The sequence below is a fragment of the Erythrobacter insulae genome (assembly GCF_007004095.1).
GTDB lineage: Bacteria > Pseudomonadota > Alphaproteobacteria > Sphingomonadales > Sphingomonadaceae > Erythrobacter > Erythrobacter insulae.
The window spans coordinates 1,355,051-1,371,452 of the sequence record NZ_VHJK01000001.1; the positions used below are offsets into that span (position 1 = coordinate 1,355,051).

Here is a 16,402-nt window from a genome sequence, read left to right on the forward strand (position 1 = left end):
GCCATTGCCCCGGCTCACCTCAAACTCACACGCTATTTTAAGGCAGCCTTTTCCCGCTCGATCGCTTCAAGGACGATCTGGCGGGCTTCTGCGGCATCGCCCCATTTACCGATACGGACCCATTTTTCGGCTTCCAGATCTTTGTAGTGTGTAAAGAAATGTTCGATCTGTTGTAGAATGATCGACGGCAAATCTTTGGTTTCGCCTACATCGGAATAATACGGGAATGTCGTATCCACGGGTACGCAGATCAGTTTTTCATCGCCGCCATGCTCGTCTTCCAAGTTGAGAACACCAATGGGGCGCGCGCGGACTACGCAGCCTGCGATGAAGGGTGACCGGGCGATAACCAACGCATCAAGCGGGTCGCCATCCGGTGAAAGAGTGTGCGGGACAAACCCGTAATTCGCCGGGTAGCGCATTGGCGTGTGCAGGATCCGGTCAACGAACAGTGCGCCCGATTCCTTGTCGAATTCATATTTCACCGGTTCGCCGCCGGTTGGCACTTCGATAATGACGTTCAGAGCTTCTGGCGGATTTTCGCCAGTTGGAATTTTGTCGATACGCATGGGCCAAGTTCCTATTTTGGTGTTTCGCCCCTCTCCGCAAAGGCGTATTCGGGGCCGATAGCTTGCTCTCGATATTGCGGCAACCTTCTGTGTGCCCTAATCGCACCGTCAAACATCAGGATTGATATGAGCAAGAACACTCCCAAAGCCATTCGCGGCACTCAGGATATCTTCGGCGCAGACGCGGAGGCGTTTGCCTTTGTGGTCGAAACATTTGAACGCGTGCGCAAACTTTATCGCTTTCGCCGTGTAGAAATGCCAGTTTTTGAAAAGACCGAAGTGTTCAGCCGGGCGATTGGCGAAACCACCGATGTTGTCTCGAAAGAGATGTATTCGTTTGAGGATCGCGGCGGGGATTCGCTGACGCTTAGGCCTGAATTCACGGCAGGCATGGCGCGCGCATATCTGACCAACGGTTGGCAGCAGCACGCGCCCTTAAAGGCTGCGACGCACGGCCCGCTGTTCCGATATGAACGCCCGCAAAAGGGCCGCTATCGCCAGTTCCACCAGATCGATGCCGAGATTATCGGCGCGGCTGAACCACAGGCGGATGTTGAATTGCTCGCCATGTCCGATCAGCTTTTGAAAGAACTGGGTATCGAGGGCGTAACGTTGCACCTCAACACGCTCGGCGATGCCGATAGCCGCGAAAAATGGCGCGCTGCGTTGATCGAATACTTTCGCGCAGTCCAAGGTGAATTGTCCGAAGATTCGCAAGAGCGGTTGGAGAAAAATCCGCTGCGCATCCTCGACAGCAAGGATCGGCGGGACCAGCAATTCGTGGCCGGTGCCCCCAAGATTGACGATTTTCTGACCGAGGAAGCCACCGCATTTTTTGAAGCGGTCACCAGCGGATTGGATGCAGCGGGCGTAAAATGGACCCGCGCCGAAAGCCTTGTGCGCGGGCTCGATTATTACCGCCACACTGCGTTTGAATTCATTCCCGATGAAGGATCAGCCGCGGCAGACGCATTGGGCGCGCAAAGCACAATTCTGGGCGGCGGGCGGTATGACGGCCTGATGGAAAGCCTCGGCGGCGCGCCAACGCCTGCGGTCGGCTGGGCTGCGGGGATTGAGCGGCTGGCGATGCTGGTGGGTGAACGCAATGCCGCGCGCGCCGATGTTGTCGTGGTGGTTGAGGATGATGCAATGACTGCGCAAGGTCAGGCCGCCGTAAGCGCCATTCGTCATGCCGGCCTATCAGCCGAATTCATCGCATCCGGAGGGAAGAAAAAGCGATTCGATAAAGCCGTAAAGGTCGGCAGCCGTGTCATATTGGCCATGAGCGATGGAGAGCGCCGATTGAGGTATGACGAGAACGCATCGAAGAAAGACGAGCTAGCGGAAAAGCTCCGCGAACTGGGTCTCGACTGATGCAAATTCCTGCCACTCGCCTTGACCAGATCGCCAATCGTTTTGCGGAGCTGGAGGCGCGCATGGCGTCGGGCACTCTCGAAGGCGACGCCTTCGTTCAGGCAAGCCGCGATTATGCCGAGTTGGAGCCGGTCGCGAAAATCGCCGCCGAGGTGAAGGCTATGCGAGATGAGGTCACCGGTCTCGAAGAAATGCTGGCCGATTCCGAAATGAAAGCGATTGCGGAAGAAGAGCTGGCCGCGATCCGCGAGGCTCTGCCGGAAAAAGAACGGAAACTGGCCCTCGCCCTGCTGCCGCGCGATGCCGCCGATAGCAAGCCCGCAATGCTGGAAATCCGGGCCGGGACAGGCGGCGATGAAGCGGCATTGTTCGCAGGCGATCTTTACCGGATGTATGAACGCTTTGCCGCCGAGAACGGTTGGAAGGTTGAGCCGGTCAATATGAGCGCGTCCGAAGTTGGCGGATTCAAGGAAATCGTGGCCAACATCACCGGCAATGGTGTGTTCGCGCGGCTCAAGTTTGAAAGCGGTGTGCACCGCGTCCAGCGTGTGCCGGTAACGGAAAGCGGCGGACGGATACATACGTCTGCGGCGACGGTCGCTGTCTTGCCTGAACCCGATGATGTTGATGTGAATATCGATCCGGGCGATCTCAAGATTGACACATATCGGGCCAGCGGGGCCGGCGGTCAGCACGTCAACACCACCGATTCTGCGATCCGCATTACGCATGAGCCGAGCGGTATTGTTGTGACCTGTCAGGACGGGCGCAGCCAGCACAAGAACCGTGAAAAGGCGATGCAGGTTCTGCGCGCGCGGCTCTATGAAAAAAGCCGCGATGAAGCACAGGGTGCCGAAGCCGAAGCGCGCAAGGCAATGGTCGGCAGCGGCGATCGGTCCGAGCGCATCCGTACCTACAATTTCCCGCAGGGCCGCGTGACGGATCACCGCATCGGGCTGACGCTGCACAAACTCGAAGAGGTGCTGGCTGGTCCAGGATTAACCGAGCTTGTCGATGCGCTGACGGCGGAGGATGAGGGCAAACGGCTTGCGGCGATGAACGAGTGAGTGTTGCCGATGCAATCCGCGCGGCCACCGCAAAGCTCACCTTGACGAGCGATACTGCGCGACTGGATGCGGAATTGTTGATGGCGCATGCCCTTGGCCTAACCCGGTCGGACATGTTGATCCGTGCGATGCAAGGCGAGATTCCGAGCGCGTTCAATGGGTTGATCGAACGCCGCGCAACACGGGAGCCGGTTGCGCATATCATCGGGGAGGCGGAGTTTTACGGGCGATCGTTTCGTATTTCACAAGATGTTTTGATACCGCGCGGCGACAGCGAAACGTTGATAGAGGCAGCGCGGGAATATGCTGGCAATGCCCGCCGTGTCCTCGATCTGGGAACAGGGTCTGGCGCGCTTCTGATAACGGCTATGCTTGAGCTGGGGATCGGAAACGGCGTCGGGGTGGATGCTTCAGGCGCAGCTTTGGCCATGGCGAAAGGGAATGCGAGCGCGCTGGGGCTGGATGATGATAGAGCCGAATTTCACCTGCGTGATTGGCGCGAAGCGGGCTGGGCCAAAGGCTTGGGGAGATTTGACCTTATTCTTTGCAATCCGCCGTATGTTGAAATCGACGCCGAGCTTGAGCCTGATGTGCGTGATTTCGAACCGGCGGACGCGCTGTTTTCCGGACCCGAGGGACTTGACGATTATCGCATTCTTCTGCCGCAGCTTGGCAACCTGATGTCTAAAAATGCCGTTGCGGTGTTTGAAATCGGCGCCGCGCAGCAACAGTCGGTTTCCGATATCGCATCAGCCTGCGGATTCACCGTTGAGGCGAGAAATGATCTCGCGGCAAGACCGCGCGCTTTAATCATCCGATGAAGAAAATGTTTACAGGGCTTGGCAAAAGCACTCCGGCTCGCTAATTCAGAACTAGGTCACCGATATGCGAAGGGCGCAGATCGCTGAACCAAGCTCCAAATTCGATGTCAGACGGCCATCAGGGCAACCCCTTGGCCAAGGCAGCGCGGAGCGCGCGTCAGTTTGGCGCAAAGACGAAAGGTCTGTTGGCCCCGGAGCATGTTTTAGAATGCACCACGGCCGCAAACAGGAAGAATTTCCTTGAACAACAATCGTAACAACAATCGTCGTCGCGGTCGCGGAAACCGCAACCCGCAAGGTGCGGCGAACAACCAGAACCGCATCGATAGCCGCGCACGCGGCAATGCGCCGCAGCTCCTCGACAAGTATAAAAAGCTTGCACAGGATGCGCAGCACCATGGTGATCGTGTCCAGGCGGAATATTATCTTCAATTTGCAGATCATTATTTCCGCGTGATTGCAGATAATAAAGCGCGCCAAGACGAAGCACGGGCCAAACGTAATGACGAGCGCGGCCCCTCTGGCGATGACAGCGATGAAGACGAAGACGGCGATAACCGCCGCCGCAACAGCAATCGCCGCCCGCGCGGACGCCGTGAAGACGGCGAAGACCAGCGCGACAGCAACCGGTCCGATGAAAACGACGCTGATGACGATTCCGATAACGAAACGTCAGAAGAAGTCGAAAAGCCAAAGCGCCGCGCACGCAAACCGCGCAGCGATGCGGACACTACGGAGAAGCCCAAACGCAGGAAGCCGCGCGCAAGCCGGCCCGACAAAGGCGACCGTGGCGGCGATACCGCAGCAGAGATCGACTCATCGGTTCTGCCACCGGCTATCGGTGTTGGATCGGCCAAAGACAGCGACGACAGTTTAGAAGTTGTCGGTTAAGCGTTAGACACTGCGCGAACCCGGAGCGGATTGATGCACGATCTTTCGCGCAGGGTGATCAAATTTGCGGATGACTGGCCGAAACTGACTGCGCTCCTGCTTGGTCTGATATCGGCCATGGGCTACCCGCCTGTTCATGGTTGGTGGATAGCGCTGCCCGCGCTGGCGCTCTTAATTGGACACCTTTATCGCGCGCAGACTTGGCGCTCGGCGTTTGGGCGCGGCTGGTTGTTTGGCTGGGTTCACCTGACTCTGGCGAATAACTGGATCGCCACAGCCTTCACCCATCAGGCGAAGATGCCGGAATTCCTCGGCTGGATCGCGGTGCCGTTACTCTGCGTGTATCTTGCACTTTATCCTGCGATTGCGGCTCTTTTTGCGCATTTGATTGCGCGCAGACCCGGAGTGTTTCGGTTTGGAGCCGTTTTGTCGGGTGGCTGGATCATCACCGAATGGGCGAGAAGTTGGGCTTTTACAGGTTACCCTTGGCCCCCACTCGGCCTGATCTTGCTAGGCAGTTGGCAATCACCGGGGATTGCGGGTCTTTTGCCCTGGCTTGGAACCTATGCGCTATCGGGGCTGACTGTTGTGATCGGCGCTGTCTTGTTGGCGTGTGCGATGCACAAACGGGCCGTGCTGCTTGCCGGATTTGGTGCGGCGATTGTGGGTGCGATGATGTTTCCAATTCCCAATCCGGATATGTCGCCCGATACGGCAACGCTGGGTGTGAACTATACTTTGGTACAGCCTTTGTTGACGCAGGACGAGATCAACGACCCGACAAAGTTTGAAGAACAATTTGCGCGTATAACCGATTTGACGATGCCGGGCCGAGACGGGTCGAGAGTGGTTCTTTGGCCCGAAAGCGCCGTGCCCGACTATCTCGAAGACGGCTATCCGCTGCGTTACTATGATCGGATGACCGTCAGCGGTGACCCAGATTTCGCCCGCAAACGGATTGGTTCTGTGATTGGGCCGGAGTCGAGCCTTTTGACAGGCGCAGTGAATCTCGATTTTCAGGAGAAAGCGGGCATTGTCAGCGTCGTAAGCGCACGCAATTCGGTGCTCGCTCTGAATGGTGCCGGTGATATTACCGGCCATTACGCAAAGGCGCACCTCGTACCTTACGGCGAATATTTGCCAATGCGGGGAATTCTGGAACCGCTCGGGCTCACCCGGTTAGTCGCTGGATCAATAGACTATAAAGAAGGCCCCGGCCCAGCCACGATTGATCTGGGTGAGCACGGCAAAGCGGGCATTCAGATCTGTTATGAAATCGTGTTCTCTGGCCAGGTTGTCGATCGGGCCAATCGCCCCGATTATATCTTCAATCCATCAAATGATGGCTGGTTTGGCATGTGGGGTCCGCCTCAGCATCTGGCGCAAGCGAGATTGCGCGCAATAGAAGAGGGTTTGCCGGTCCTGAGATCGACGACCACGGGGATCAGCGCGGTGATCGACGCGAATGGTATCGTGCGGCAATCCATCGCCTCTGGTCAGGCCGGTTCCGTTTCGGGGATTATCCCGCCAGCGCGCCGAGCGACGCTCTTTGCCACATACGGCAATGCGGTCCCGCTGGTCTGGGCATTCTTGCTAATTTTGATCGGTCTTGGGCTCCCAAGAATGCTTGCACTGGCTCGTCTCCAACGCTAGAGCGCTCTGCAAGACATAAAGATTTCCTTATATCTCTATAAGGACCTCGATCCGACTTACGACATTCCCTCGCGGAAACTCCAAGGAATTCTCATGCGCAGCGATTTTCTCTTCACCTCTGAAAGCGTCTCTGAAGGCCACCCGGATAAGGTTTCGGATCAGATTTCGGATGCCATTGTTGACCTGATGTTGGCCAAGGACCCTGAAGCGCGGGTGGCCTGTGAGACCATGACCACAACGCAGCGCGTGATCCTGTCCGGTGAAATTCGCTGTGCTCCCATGTATGATGAGCATAACGAAGAATGGGCGGTCAACGGCGCCTGGGCGCCTGGGGCCAAGGAAGAAATCGAACAGGCTGTGCGCAGCACCGTGCGCGATATCGGATATGAGCAGGATGGTTTTCACTGGAAGACCCTGACCTTTGAAAACCACCTACACGGCCAATCCGATCACATTGCGCAGGGCGTTGATGCCGGAGCCGACGGCTCCAACAAAGACGAAGGCGCCGGCGATCAGGGTATCATGTTCGGGTTCGCATGCGATGAAACGCCGGACCTGATGCCGGCGACACTCGATTACAGTCACAAAATTCTGGAGCGGTTGGCTGCCGATCGCCATTCCGGCGCAGTGCCATTCCTTGAGCCTGATGCGAAAAGCCAGGTTACGCTGCGTTATGTGGACGGAAAGCCTGTCGCCTGCACCGCCCTCGTTGTTTCGACCCAGCATGCCGAGGGTTATGACAAAGGCGAAAAAGAAGCCGAGCTGAAAGCGTATGTCAGAGATGTCGTCGCCGACATTCTGCCCGATGGTTTCCTGTCCGATGACACGCAATGGCACATCAACCCGACAGGCAGTTTTGTAATTGGCGGACCGGATGGAGATGCCGGGCTGACAGGTCGCAAAATCATTGTTGATACCTATGGCGGCGCAAGCCCGCATGGCGGCGGCGCGTTTAGCGGCAAAGATCCAACCAAGGTTGACCGGAGCGCGGCCTATATCACGCGTTATCTGGCCAAGAATGTTGTTGCCGCCGGTCTTGCGACGCGCTGCACCATTCAAATCGCCTACGCAATCGGAGTATCGGAGCCGCTTTCGCTGTATGTCGATACGCACGGCACCAATACTGCCGAATATGATGATGCAGCGATAGAAAAAGCGATCAAAAGCATCGCCAAACTGGGTGGATTGACACCCCGTGGCATCCGCACCCATCTGGGTCTGAACAAACCTATCTATCGCAAAACGGCGGCTTATGGCCACTTCGGCCGGGTTGCAGATGGTGATTTCTTCCCTTGGGAAAAGACTGACCTTGTCGATGATTTGAAGGCAGCTCTCGCCTAATCTGCTAAGCGCCGCTGATTATGGTGGCGATTGCAACTGAACCGGGCAGGCCCGAACGAATTACCGAGCTAGACGCGCTACGCGGGCTTGCTGTGATCGGCATTGTCTGGATGAACGTCTACATCTTCGCGCTCCCCTCGCAGGCCTATTATAATCCTGCTGTCTGGGGCGGGGAGGGTGCAGTTGATCGGATCATTTGGGCGACCAGTTTCGTTTTCATCGAAGACAAGTTTCGAACATTGTTCGCCATGCTTTTCGGTGCAGGATGCCTGATTCTTCTCGAGCGCGAGAAGGAGCGACCATGGCAAAGGCACTTTGCCCGCATGGCTGTTTTGCTTGCGATCGGGATTGCCCATTCAACACTGTTGGCAAACAACGATGTGCTGCGCGCATACGCCATGGCGGGAGCGGTGTTGCCATTTCTGGCGCAATTGTCCCACCGCGCGCTTTATGCGGTCGCGATTGGTTTTGTTGCAGTCCATGTTGGTGGCGGAATGGTCGCTTTTGGCAGTGTAGTGGTTGATTATTATGCTGGCCGCCTTGGCAGCGATGCGTCGCTTTTCGCGTTAAGAAACTTTGGTGATGATGCACCGGCTGTCCGAAATGCGCTTGAGCTTGGCCGGGAAGGCTTTGCAGAGCGGGTTGCGCGGCGCGCCGCTGGCATCCCGTCACAGCTCTGGGCGATCTCTGCATCGCTGCCGATAAATTTGGCAGCGATGGCGCTTGGCATGGCGCTATGGAAGGACCGGATGTTGGCGCGCGAATGGCGGACGTTTCGGTTGCAGCGGCTGGCGGCGTTCTGTGCGATTATTGCGATCCCTGCCTTGCTCGCGCTGGCGTGGTGGATTTCCTATGAAGGATTTCCCGGTTCGATTGTCGGCCCCGTTGCTCTGATCGTATCTGCGCCGTTCGATACATTGCTTGGCTTGACCTATGCTGCATTGGCGATGGCATTCTTTACGAAAAGCGGCCCTATAACAGGGATACTGGCCAATGTAGGACGGCTATCTCTTACCAATTATGTTATGACCAGCGTGATCCTCGCCGGGATATTTGCAAGCTGGGGGCTTGGTCTGTTTGGACAGGTTAGCCGGACGCAGGCCTTCATGCTCGGCTTTGTTCCGATTGCCGGCATGCTGATCTGGTCGCCAGCGTGGACCCGGCGATTGGGAAACGGCCCGCTCGAGCGGTTATGGCGTCAATTGGCGCGGCTTATCGCCTAATTGTCCTCGCCCAAAATCGGGGAAGGGCGATCAAGCGCGAGTTCAGCGTGTGAGAAAGTGAAGGGCGATCGCACTCCGGGCATACCGCCAAGATCGACGCGCAGACCGCGCGCGATCACCTGCGGGTCGCCGAACACTTCGTCGAGATCATTGATCGGGCCTGCTGGCACTCCATGCTCTTTGCACAAAGCCAGCAAGTCCGCCTTTGTCCGTTTGGATGTCTCGGCAGCGATCTCTGCATCCAGCAATGCGGCATTTGCGACGCGGCCCGCATTGCTTGAAAAATCGGGATTGTCGATCCAGTCCTGCCGCCCGAACAAATCAGCCAGTTTCACAAACAAGCCATCATTGGCAGGAGCCAGAATGACGTGACCATCGCTGACAGGAAACACTCCATACGGAGCGACCTGAGCATGCGCGTTGCCCATGCGCGGCGGGTTTTTTCCGGTGTTCAGAAAATAGCTCGCCTGATTGGCCAGAAGCGCGACAGAGCAATCCATCAATGACATGTCGAGGTGCTGCCCGCGCCCCTGAAACGGGCCAGCGCGCTCGCGCTGGAGCAAGGCCGCCTGAATGCCGTTTGCCGCCCACGTGCCTGTGGTCAGATCGGAGATTGAAATGCCCATTTTCATAGGCTCTCCGTCAGGCTCACCGGTGACCGACATGAAACCGCTCATTCCTTGAATTACAAAGTCATAGCCCGCTTCATGAGCGCGCGGTCCCGTTTGACCAAAACCTGTGATCGAACAATAGACGAGTCCCGGGTTCGGGGCCGAAAGGCTCGCGTAATCAAGGCCGAACTTCGTGAGGCTACCCGTCTTGAAATTCTCGATTACGACATCGGCATCCCGGCAGAGATCACGGACCCGCACAAGGTCGGCTTCTTCGCGAAAATCTGCGATTATTGATCGCTTTCCGCGGTTACAAGCGTGATAATAGGCGGCCTCGCGGTGGACCGTCCCGCCTGCGTCTGTCCTTTCAACCCAAGGCGGGCCCCACAGCCGGGTGCCGTCGCCTTCGGGGCTTTCAACTTTGATCACATCGGCGCCAAGGTCGGCAAGGATTTGTCCAGCCCACGGCCCGGCAAGCACGCGGGCAAGCTCAACGACTTTCAACCCCGCCAGCGGCGAATTTTGATTGCGGGGCTGGTCCAGCCACATGGGATCAGACGCTCTCCAAAGCGATTTCAAATGCGCCGGTTGTCTTTGCCTTGATTTCCTCTGTGGTGATGCCCGGGGCAAGCTCTATCAGACGGAAGGGTTCCCCCTTTGAGGGACGCTGAAAGACGCCGAGATTGGTAATGATCATATCGACCACACCCGCTCCGGTAAGGGGCAAGGTGCATTCAGGAATGAACTTGGGACTACCGTCTTTAGCGTTGTGATCCATCACGACGATAATCTTCTTCACGCCTGCGACCAGATCCATTGCGCCGCCCATGCCTTTGATCATCTTGCCAGGGATCATCCAATTCGCGATGTCGCCGTTCTCCGCGACTTCCATCGCGCCCAGAACGGTCAGGTCAATGTGGCCACCGCGAATCATGGCAAAGCTGGTCGCGCTGTCGAAATAGGCGCTGTGGGGCAGCTCGCTAATGGTCTGCTTGCCAGCATTGATCAGATCGGGGTCAACTTCGTCATCATAGGGGAAGGGGCCAATACCCAGCATCCCGTTTTCACTTTGCAGCGTCACCAGCATACCTTCGGGAATGTGGTTCGCTACCAAGGTCGGGATACCAATGCCAAGATTGACATAATAGCCATCCTGCAATTCCTGCGCGGCGCGCGCGGCCATCTGATCGCGGGTCCATCCATTCACTTCTTGAGTCATTATTTGGGCTTTCCGTCTGGAGTTTGCATGGCATTTGGTGAGCCCGGCATCTCCGCCGGGGCTGTGTCGGTTGCATCGTTAACTGGTTGACCGGATTGGGTTTCTTGCGCGTCATCCAGCGTGTCGGAACCGATCAGAAACCAGCCATTGTTGATCAGTTTTTCGAGCCTGAATGCGGCTTCACGGTTTGAAAGATAATCATACAGTTCGTCAAAATCGCGCCGGTTGTCCCCTGCGATCGCGATCAAGCAGGTTTCGCTCGCGAATTCTTTACGCCGCGTTTGCTTGCGATCACCGGGATAGCGCATCAACAAAAGGGTGTCTTGAGCGTCGGGGTCTAGCCCGGAACGCGTCAAAGCGGCGCGAACCACGTCCGCATCGGCCGCAGAGTTGGCGGAGATCCACGCAATCTCAACCCCCTCGCTTCGCAGCACCTTAAGGCTCAGCGCGATCGAGGTTGATGTCGGCAGAGCTGACCGAGCCGTGAAAGTTTCTTGGCCGGGATCAAGATCAATAAGCACGGCAGGGTTGCGATCGCTGGCCGGTTTGCAATCAATGCGCCGTCCATCGAGAGATGCAGAATCGCTGAGCACCGCGGAAGGCAAAGGCTGTTCATTTTCCGAGAACAGATATGCCTGCTGTGTCGAATAGCGGATGAATTCATCAAGACGCGGGGATTGGCGCGACCGATCAGCAAATTCGGTGGCCGCTGGCTGAACAGCGAAAGGTGCGGCGCGTTGCGGGCCGTCTAAGCTCGGTTCGCCATTAGCGAGCGCGGCCTTGTTGTCGGGCAGACCTGGCAATGATTGTTGCTCCGCCTCGACCATGACGTTGCCGCGCGTTTCTGAACGAGCTAGCGCCCCTCCCGCGACAATCGGGATGACCGCAGCGACACAGCCCGAAAGTGACAGGCCCGCCACTATCAGAACAATCAAGGTGGGGGCGGTCAGGCGAATTAGGCTGTCTCCCGCTCCCGTGTCGTGCGGAATTCAATTTGCTTGTCGTAAGGTGCGCCCACAATCATGCGGTTCACAAACACGCCCGGAAGGTGAATTGCATCGGGATCAAGCGATCCTGCAGGCACGATTTCCTCAACTTCGACAACGCAGATTTTGCCGCAGGTGGCCGCAGGTTGGTTGAAGTTGCGAGCGGTCTTGCGGAACATGAGATTGCCCGTCTCATCGGCTTTCCATGCTTTGACAATCGCCAAATCGGCAAAGATGCCGCGTTCCATTATGTAAGTGGAATCGATCCCGTCGCGATCGGCAAAGACCTTGTGCTCCTTGCCCTCTGCTACCTGTGTGCCGACGCCGGTTTTGGTGTAGAATCCCGGGATACCCGCACCGCCAGCCCGCATTCTCTCCGCCAATGTGCCCTGCGGGCAGAATTCAACTTCCAACTCCCCCGCCAGAAACTGGCGTTCAAACTCTTTGTTTTCGCCGACATAGGAAGAGATCATCTTCTTGACCTGCCGTGTGCGCAGCAATTTCCCGATACCTTCATTGTCTATCCCCGCATTGTTGCTGGCAAAGGTCAGGCCGGTGGCCCCGCTGTCGCGGATCGCATCGAGCAGACGTTCGGGAATGCCGCAAAGGCCAAACCCTCCGGCTGCGATCAAAATATCATTTTTAATCACACCTTCGAGTGCGCTGGCCGCATCGGGAAAGAGCTTGCTCATAAAAAACACCTGTTCATTCAAACGAGAAAGTGCGGGTTTTTGGAACCCGATCTGGTTTGCGTGATTAAAGTGTCAAAAGCGCTGTGTCACGCATTGCGGTACCAACGGCGTCATGTTGCAGACCAAACGGGCCTTTCCCCAGGGTCTCTGCCAAAAAAATAGCCAGAAAATGCCCGGATGCCTAATTTGCAGGCAGATAATTTGCGAAAAATGCTACAAAAGTCAACCAATAGAACCAAAGATTGCAATTTTTGCAATAAACCATGCGCCTTTCGCACTTGCGAAAAGTGAGCAAGTGCAACATATCTCTTCGTGCCTTTTAGGCATCCTCTCCCAAACTTTTTTAGCCCGGCCTTTGTGCCGGGCTTTTTTTTGGTCTTGATCCTGGTGCTTGGCGTCTTCACTTGGGTTTTTGTTTGCCGCGCGTTCAACTTTTGCGCGCAGCAGGCTTTTTTCTCCGACTCGTATCTTGCTACGGGTGTCAGCGTGAGAAACGAATCGATGAGTTCGAGAGGAATATAATCAATGGCCGATGCTGATGCCGCCAACACCAGTCGTACTGCGCGTCTTCAGGTCGCCCCGGCAAGGCAGGAAGAATCGGGCCAAGGTATCGCCCGAATGCCGCGCTCCGCATTTCAAACCCTCGGGATCACCGAAGGCGATGTGGTCGAGATAAGGGGCAAACGCACCACTGCAGCAATTGCGATGGCGGCCTATACCGAGGACGATACTCTGGACGTTGTCCGGCTGGATGGATTGCAACGCGGCAACGCCGAAGCGGGCTCAGGTGAGCATGTTGAAATCGTCGCTGCCGAATCGCGCCCGGCCACGCGCGTCGTATTCGCTCCGGCACAGCGTGAAATGCGGCTGCAGGGCCCGACGCAGGCACTTAAACGCAATTTCTTTCGCAAGCCGATTGTCGCTGGTGATCTGGTCGCGACAACCGGGCAGCAACCGGTTCAAAATATGCCACCGGATGTACGCCAATTGCTGCGTGCGCCAGCCTATGCGCTTACTCAAATTCGCCTTTCGGTTGCTTCGACCAGTCCTAAGGGCATCGTCCATATTGACGAAAACACTGAAGTTGAGCTGCGCGCCGATTTCGAAGAGCCGCGCGATGCCCGTGCGGCAGTGAACTATGACGATGTAGGCGGGATGGAAGATACCATTCAGCAATTGCGCGAAATGGTCGAACTGCCTCTGCGCTATCCGGAATTGTTTACGCGACTGGGTGTGGACCCGCCCAAAGGCGTGTTGTTGCATGGCCCGCCGGGAACCGGCAAGACGCGGCTTGCGCAGGCGGTCGCCAATGAAAGCGATGCAGAATTTTTCACCATCAATGGCCCGGAAATCATGGGTTCCGGATATGGGGAAAGTGAAAAGCGCCTGCGTGAAGTGTTTGAAGAGGCAAGCCGCGCTGCGCCAGCAATTGTCTTTATTGACGAAATTGACTCGATTGCACCCAAACGTACGCAAGTGCCCGGCGAAGCGGAAAAGCGATTGGTCGCTCAATTGCTCACGCTGATGGATGGTCTTGAGGCGCGGGCCAATCTGGTTGTTATCGCCGCGACCAACCGTCCCGATGCCATTGACGAGGCCCTGCGCCGGCCCGGCCGGTTTGACCGAGAAATTATAATTGGCGTCCCCGATCAGGGCGGGCGCCGTGAAATTCTTGCAATTCATACCCGCGGTATGCCGCTCGAAAGCGCCGTCAATCTTGATGAGCTTGCTCGGGTTACGCATGGTTTCGTTGGTGCCGATATTGCTGCACTTGCAAGAGAGGCCGCGATTGATGCCGTTCGCCGGATTATGCCGCGGCTTGACCTGGATGAGCGGACAATCCCGCAGGACGTTCTCGAAGACCTATGCGTTACGCGCGAGGATTTTCTCTCCGCGCTTAAGCGGGTTCAGCCCTCGGCGATGCGCGAAGTTATGGTGCAAATGCCGAATGTCGGCTGGGACGATATCGGCGGTGTCGGTGATGCAATCGATAAATTGAAGGAGGGGATTGAACTCCCGCTCAAGAATCCGGAAGCATTCCGCCGCCTTGGCATTCGTCCTGCAAAGGGCTTTTTGCTTTATGGGCCACCGGGAACGGGCAAAACGCTGCTTGCAAAAGCCACCGCCAAAGAGGCGGAGGCTAACTTCATTTCGATCAAAAGCTCTGATCTTTTGTCGAAATGGTACGGCGAAAGCGAACAGCAGATCGCACGGCTCTTTGCCCGCGCCCGGTCCGTTGCTCCATGTGTGGTTTTTATCGACGAGATTGATAGCCTAGTTCCCGCTCGCGGGAGCGGCCAGGGCGAGCCTCAGGTCACAGGCCGCGTGGTGAATACAATTTTGGCAGAAATGGACGGGCTGGAAGAACTGCAATCGGTTATCGTCGTGGGCGCTACCAATCGGCCTACACTGGTCGATCCCGCCTTGCTCAGACCGGGCCGTTTTGATGAATTGGTCTATGTCGGCACGCCCGATCTTGAAGGGCGCGAGCATATCTTGCGCATTCACACGTCGGCCATGCCATTGGCAGGCGATGTTGATCTGGGCAAAGTGGCCAAGCAAACGGAGCGCTTTACCGGTGCGGATCTCGAAGATGTCGTGCGGCGCGCCGGTCTTGGTGCACTGCGGCGACTTGGCGGAGATGTTAGCGAGGTGGCAGCCCGCGATTTTGAGGATGCGCTGAAGGATTCGCGCGCCACCGTCACCTCTCGCATGGAAGCGGAGTATCGCAAGATGCGCGGCGAACTGAAGAAACGGGCCGCAGAAGCCAATCCGATCGGGTTCTTTGCTCCGGATACGCTGGAGCCTACCCGGGCAAAGAAGCACGATTGAACCCGGTTTAAGGCGCGGCGGCTTCACCTGCTTTGGGGTGGCCGCCGGGTACTTCGAGCCTGTGCCGGATCAGCGCATCGGGCATGTTTTCACGAAGCCAGTCCAGCATATGCTCACGCGTGGCGCAGCGCAGGGCAAACAGTTCGGCAATTGTGTTGGCGCTCATGGAAAGTCGCATCTCGATGCTTTCGGGATAAGCTTCCGTCATCAACATGGCGCGGTTACGGCCGTCGAAAAGTTCGTGCGCATCGACGAAGCGTTCAAATTCGGCGCGGATCGGTGCAATTTGTGTTGCTGGATCAAGGTGAAGCATAACGGGGCCGGTCAGTTGCTCATTACTGCGCGACCAATTTTCGAAACTTTCGTCGAGGAACCGTGATGTCGGGACGATGATTACGCGCTCGTCCCACGTTCTGACGGTCACAAACGACATTTTCATCTGCTCCACCCGTCCAACTTCGCCGTCAACCTTAACCAGATCACCCAGACGCATCGGTTCGGTCATAGCGATCTGAAGACCGGAAATCAGCGACTTGAGCGCCGGTTGCGCCGCTGCACCAATGGCCAAAGCCGCCAGACCGGCAGAGGCCAGCATCGTTGTGCCGATTGATTGAACCGATGGGATCGAAAACAACATCAGGCCAATTGTGATGACGATGATTGCAATGGTCGCAACTCGCGAAAGCACCGCAATCCGGGTTTTGCGGCTGCGCATGGCGACCGGATCCTGATGCACTTCCATCCGTGCTTCAAATCCGGCGGTAAAGGCCCGAACGACATTGTAAGCAATCCAGCCGAGCAAGGCGGGGCGCAAGAACTGTGCAAACGGTTCCCACAAAAGCCCAAGCTGTTCATCAGCTTGCGCCGCGATTGTTACGCCAATTGCGATAAAAGACCATTTGATCGGCGCGCGGATGCGGTCGATGAGAAGGTCATCAATATCATTATCGGACATATGCGTGATGCGGTTCACCACGCTGAAGACGATGCGATACGCGATATAGGCAAGGATTACGGAAACCAGCATGACGAGCGCTGAAATCGCAGCGTCATAAAGAAAAAGGTTCCAATCGATATCCCAGTTTGCGGGATTGATATCATTAAACATGAAAGGGGAATGTGC

The 16,402-nt window shown here is 56.7% G+C and carries 15 protein-coding genes; 8 read left to right on the top strand and 7 right to left on the bottom strand.

Annotated features, from left to right (window positions below):
• Positions 1-32: 32 nt before the first annotated feature.
• Positions 33-569 (bottom strand): inorganic diphosphatase, encoded by a 537-nt coding sequence (gene ppa, locus FGU71_RS06530; protein ID WP_142787813.1) that lies wholly within the window; start codon positions 567-569, stop codon positions 33-35.
• A gap of 126 nt (positions 570-695) precedes the next feature.
• Between ppa and hisS the strand changes: the two genes are divergently transcribed.
• The 7 genes from hisS to FGU71_RS06565 all read left to right on the top strand — a co-directional run bounded on the left by hisS (position 696) and on the right by FGU71_RS06565 (position 8,939).
• A complete protein-coding gene (gene hisS / locus FGU71_RS06535; RefSeq protein ID WP_142787814.1) occupies positions 696-1,943 on the top strand; it encodes a histidine--tRNA ligase in 1,248 nt (415 codons plus the stop codon).
• Positions 1,943-3,010: a peptide chain release factor 1 gene (gene prfA, locus FGU71_RS06540; RefSeq protein WP_142787815.1), complete on the top strand. Its 1,068-nt coding sequence runs from the start codon at positions 1,943-1,945 to the stop codon at positions 3,008-3,010. Before hisS ends, prfA begins: the two co-directional genes overlap by 1 nt.
• Positions 3,007-3,831: a peptide chain release factor N(5)-glutamine methyltransferase gene (prmC, locus tag FGU71_RS06545; protein ID WP_142787817.1), complete on the top strand. Its 825-nt coding sequence runs from the start codon at positions 3,007-3,009 to the stop codon at positions 3,829-3,831. The genes prfA and prmC overlap by 4 nt, the downstream gene beginning before the upstream one ends.
• Before the next feature lie 240 nt (positions 3,832-4,071).
• Positions 4,072-4,722 (top strand): DUF4167 domain-containing protein, encoded by a 651-nt coding sequence (locus FGU71_RS06550; RefSeq protein WP_185960216.1) that lies wholly within the window; start codon positions 4,072-4,074, stop codon positions 4,720-4,722.
• Between the two features lie 33 nt (positions 4,723-4,755).
• Entirely contained in the window at positions 4,756-6,375 is a 1,620-nt protein-coding gene (gene lnt / locus FGU71_RS06555) for an apolipoprotein N-acyltransferase (RefSeq protein ID WP_142787820.1), read from the top strand.
• 93 nt (positions 6,376-6,468) lie between these two features.
• On the top strand, positions 6,469-7,716 hold the full coding sequence (metK, locus tag FGU71_RS06560) for a methionine adenosyltransferase (protein WP_142787821.1): 1,248 nt from the start codon (positions 6,469-6,471) through the stop codon (positions 7,714-7,716).
• 20 nt (positions 7,717-7,736) lie between these two features.
• Complete coding sequence (locus FGU71_RS06565) at positions 7,737-8,939, top strand: DUF418 domain-containing protein (protein WP_142787823.1); 1,203 nt, start codon at positions 7,737-7,739, stop codon at positions 8,937-8,939.
• Here FGU71_RS06565 and FGU71_RS06570 read toward each other — a convergent pair.
• The 5 genes from FGU71_RS06570 to FGU71_RS06590 form a co-directional block, all read right to left on the bottom strand.
• Positions 8,936-10,099: a CaiB/BaiF CoA transferase family protein gene (locus FGU71_RS06570; protein ID WP_142787824.1), complete on the bottom strand. Its 1,164-nt coding sequence runs from the start codon at positions 10,097-10,099 to the stop codon at positions 8,936-8,938. The genes FGU71_RS06565 and FGU71_RS06570 overlap by 4 nt on opposite strands.
• Before the next feature lie 4 nt (positions 10,100-10,103).
• Complete coding sequence (locus FGU71_RS06575; protein ID WP_142787826.1) at positions 10,104-10,769, bottom strand: CoA transferase subunit B; 666 nt, start codon at positions 10,767-10,769, stop codon at positions 10,104-10,106.
• A complete protein-coding gene (locus FGU71_RS06580) occupies positions 10,769-11,704 on the bottom strand; it encodes an HAD family hydrolase (protein ID WP_142787828.1) in 936 nt (311 codons plus the stop codon). The genes FGU71_RS06575 and FGU71_RS06580 overlap by 1 nt, the downstream gene beginning before the upstream one ends.
• Before the next feature lie 20 nt (positions 11,705-11,724).
• A complete protein-coding gene (locus tag FGU71_RS06585; protein WP_142787830.1) occupies positions 11,725-12,447 on the bottom strand; it encodes a CoA transferase subunit A in 723 nt (240 codons plus the stop codon).
• Between the two features lie 110 nt (positions 12,448-12,557).
• Positions 12,558-12,998 (bottom strand): hypothetical protein, encoded by a 441-nt coding sequence (locus tag FGU71_RS06590; protein ID WP_142787832.1) that lies wholly within the window; start codon positions 12,996-12,998, stop codon positions 12,558-12,560.
• On the opposite strand from FGU71_RS06590, the gene FGU71_RS06595 reads away from it, so the two are divergent.
• Positions 12,973-15,279 carry a CDC48 family AAA ATPase gene (locus FGU71_RS06595; RefSeq protein WP_142787834.1) on the top strand — a complete coding sequence of 769 codons (2,307 nt, stop codon included), beginning with the start codon at positions 12,973-12,975 and terminating at the stop codon, positions 15,277-15,279. The genes FGU71_RS06590 and FGU71_RS06595 overlap by 26 nt on opposite strands.
• 7 nt (positions 15,280-15,286) lie before the next feature.
• Here the strand turns inward: FGU71_RS06595 and FGU71_RS06600 are convergent, their stop codons facing one another.
• Positions 15,287-16,387 (bottom strand): mechanosensitive ion channel family protein, encoded by a 1,101-nt coding sequence (locus FGU71_RS06600; protein ID WP_142787835.1) that lies wholly within the window; start codon positions 16,385-16,387, stop codon positions 15,287-15,289.
• Positions 16,388-16,402: the final 15 nt, after the last annotated feature.

Coding starts and splice junctions, on each gene's coding strand:
- prfA (WP_142787815.1), top strand. CDS start 1,943: ATGCAAATTCCTGCCACTCGCCTTGACCAGATCGCCAATCGTTTTGCG.
- lnt (WP_142787820.1), top strand. CDS start 4,756: ATGCACGATCTTTCGCGCAGGGTGATCAAATTTGCGGATGACTGGCCG.
- FGU71_RS06585 (WP_142787830.1), bottom strand. CDS start 12,447: ATGAGCAAGCTCTTTCCCGATGCGGCCAGCGCACTCGAAGGTGTGATT.
- FGU71_RS06600 (WP_142787835.1), bottom strand. CDS start 16,387: ATGTTTAATGATATCAATCCCGCAAACTGGGATATCGATTGGAACCTT.
- FGU71_RS06565 (WP_142787823.1), top strand. CDS start 7,737: ATGGTGGCGATTGCAACTGAACCGGGCAGGCCCGAACGAATTACCGAG.
- hisS (WP_142787814.1), top strand. CDS start 696: ATGAGCAAGAACACTCCCAAAGCCATTCGCGGCACTCAGGATATCTTC.
- FGU71_RS06570 (WP_142787824.1), bottom strand. CDS start 10,099: ATGTGGCTGGACCAGCCCCGCAATCAAAATTCGCCGCTGGCGGGGTTG.
- FGU71_RS06595 (WP_142787834.1), top strand. CDS start 12,973: ATGGCCGATGCTGATGCCGCCAACACCAGTCGTACTGCGCGTCTTCAG.
- ppa (WP_142787813.1), bottom strand. CDS start 569: ATGCGTATCGACAAAATTCCAACTGGCGAAAATCCGCCAGAAGCTCTG.
- metK (WP_142787821.1), top strand. CDS start 6,469: ATGCGCAGCGATTTTCTCTTCACCTCTGAAAGCGTCTCTGAAGGCCAC.
- FGU71_RS06575 (WP_142787826.1), bottom strand. CDS start 10,769: ATGACTCAAGAAGTGAATGGATGGACCCGCGATCAGATGGCCGCGCGC.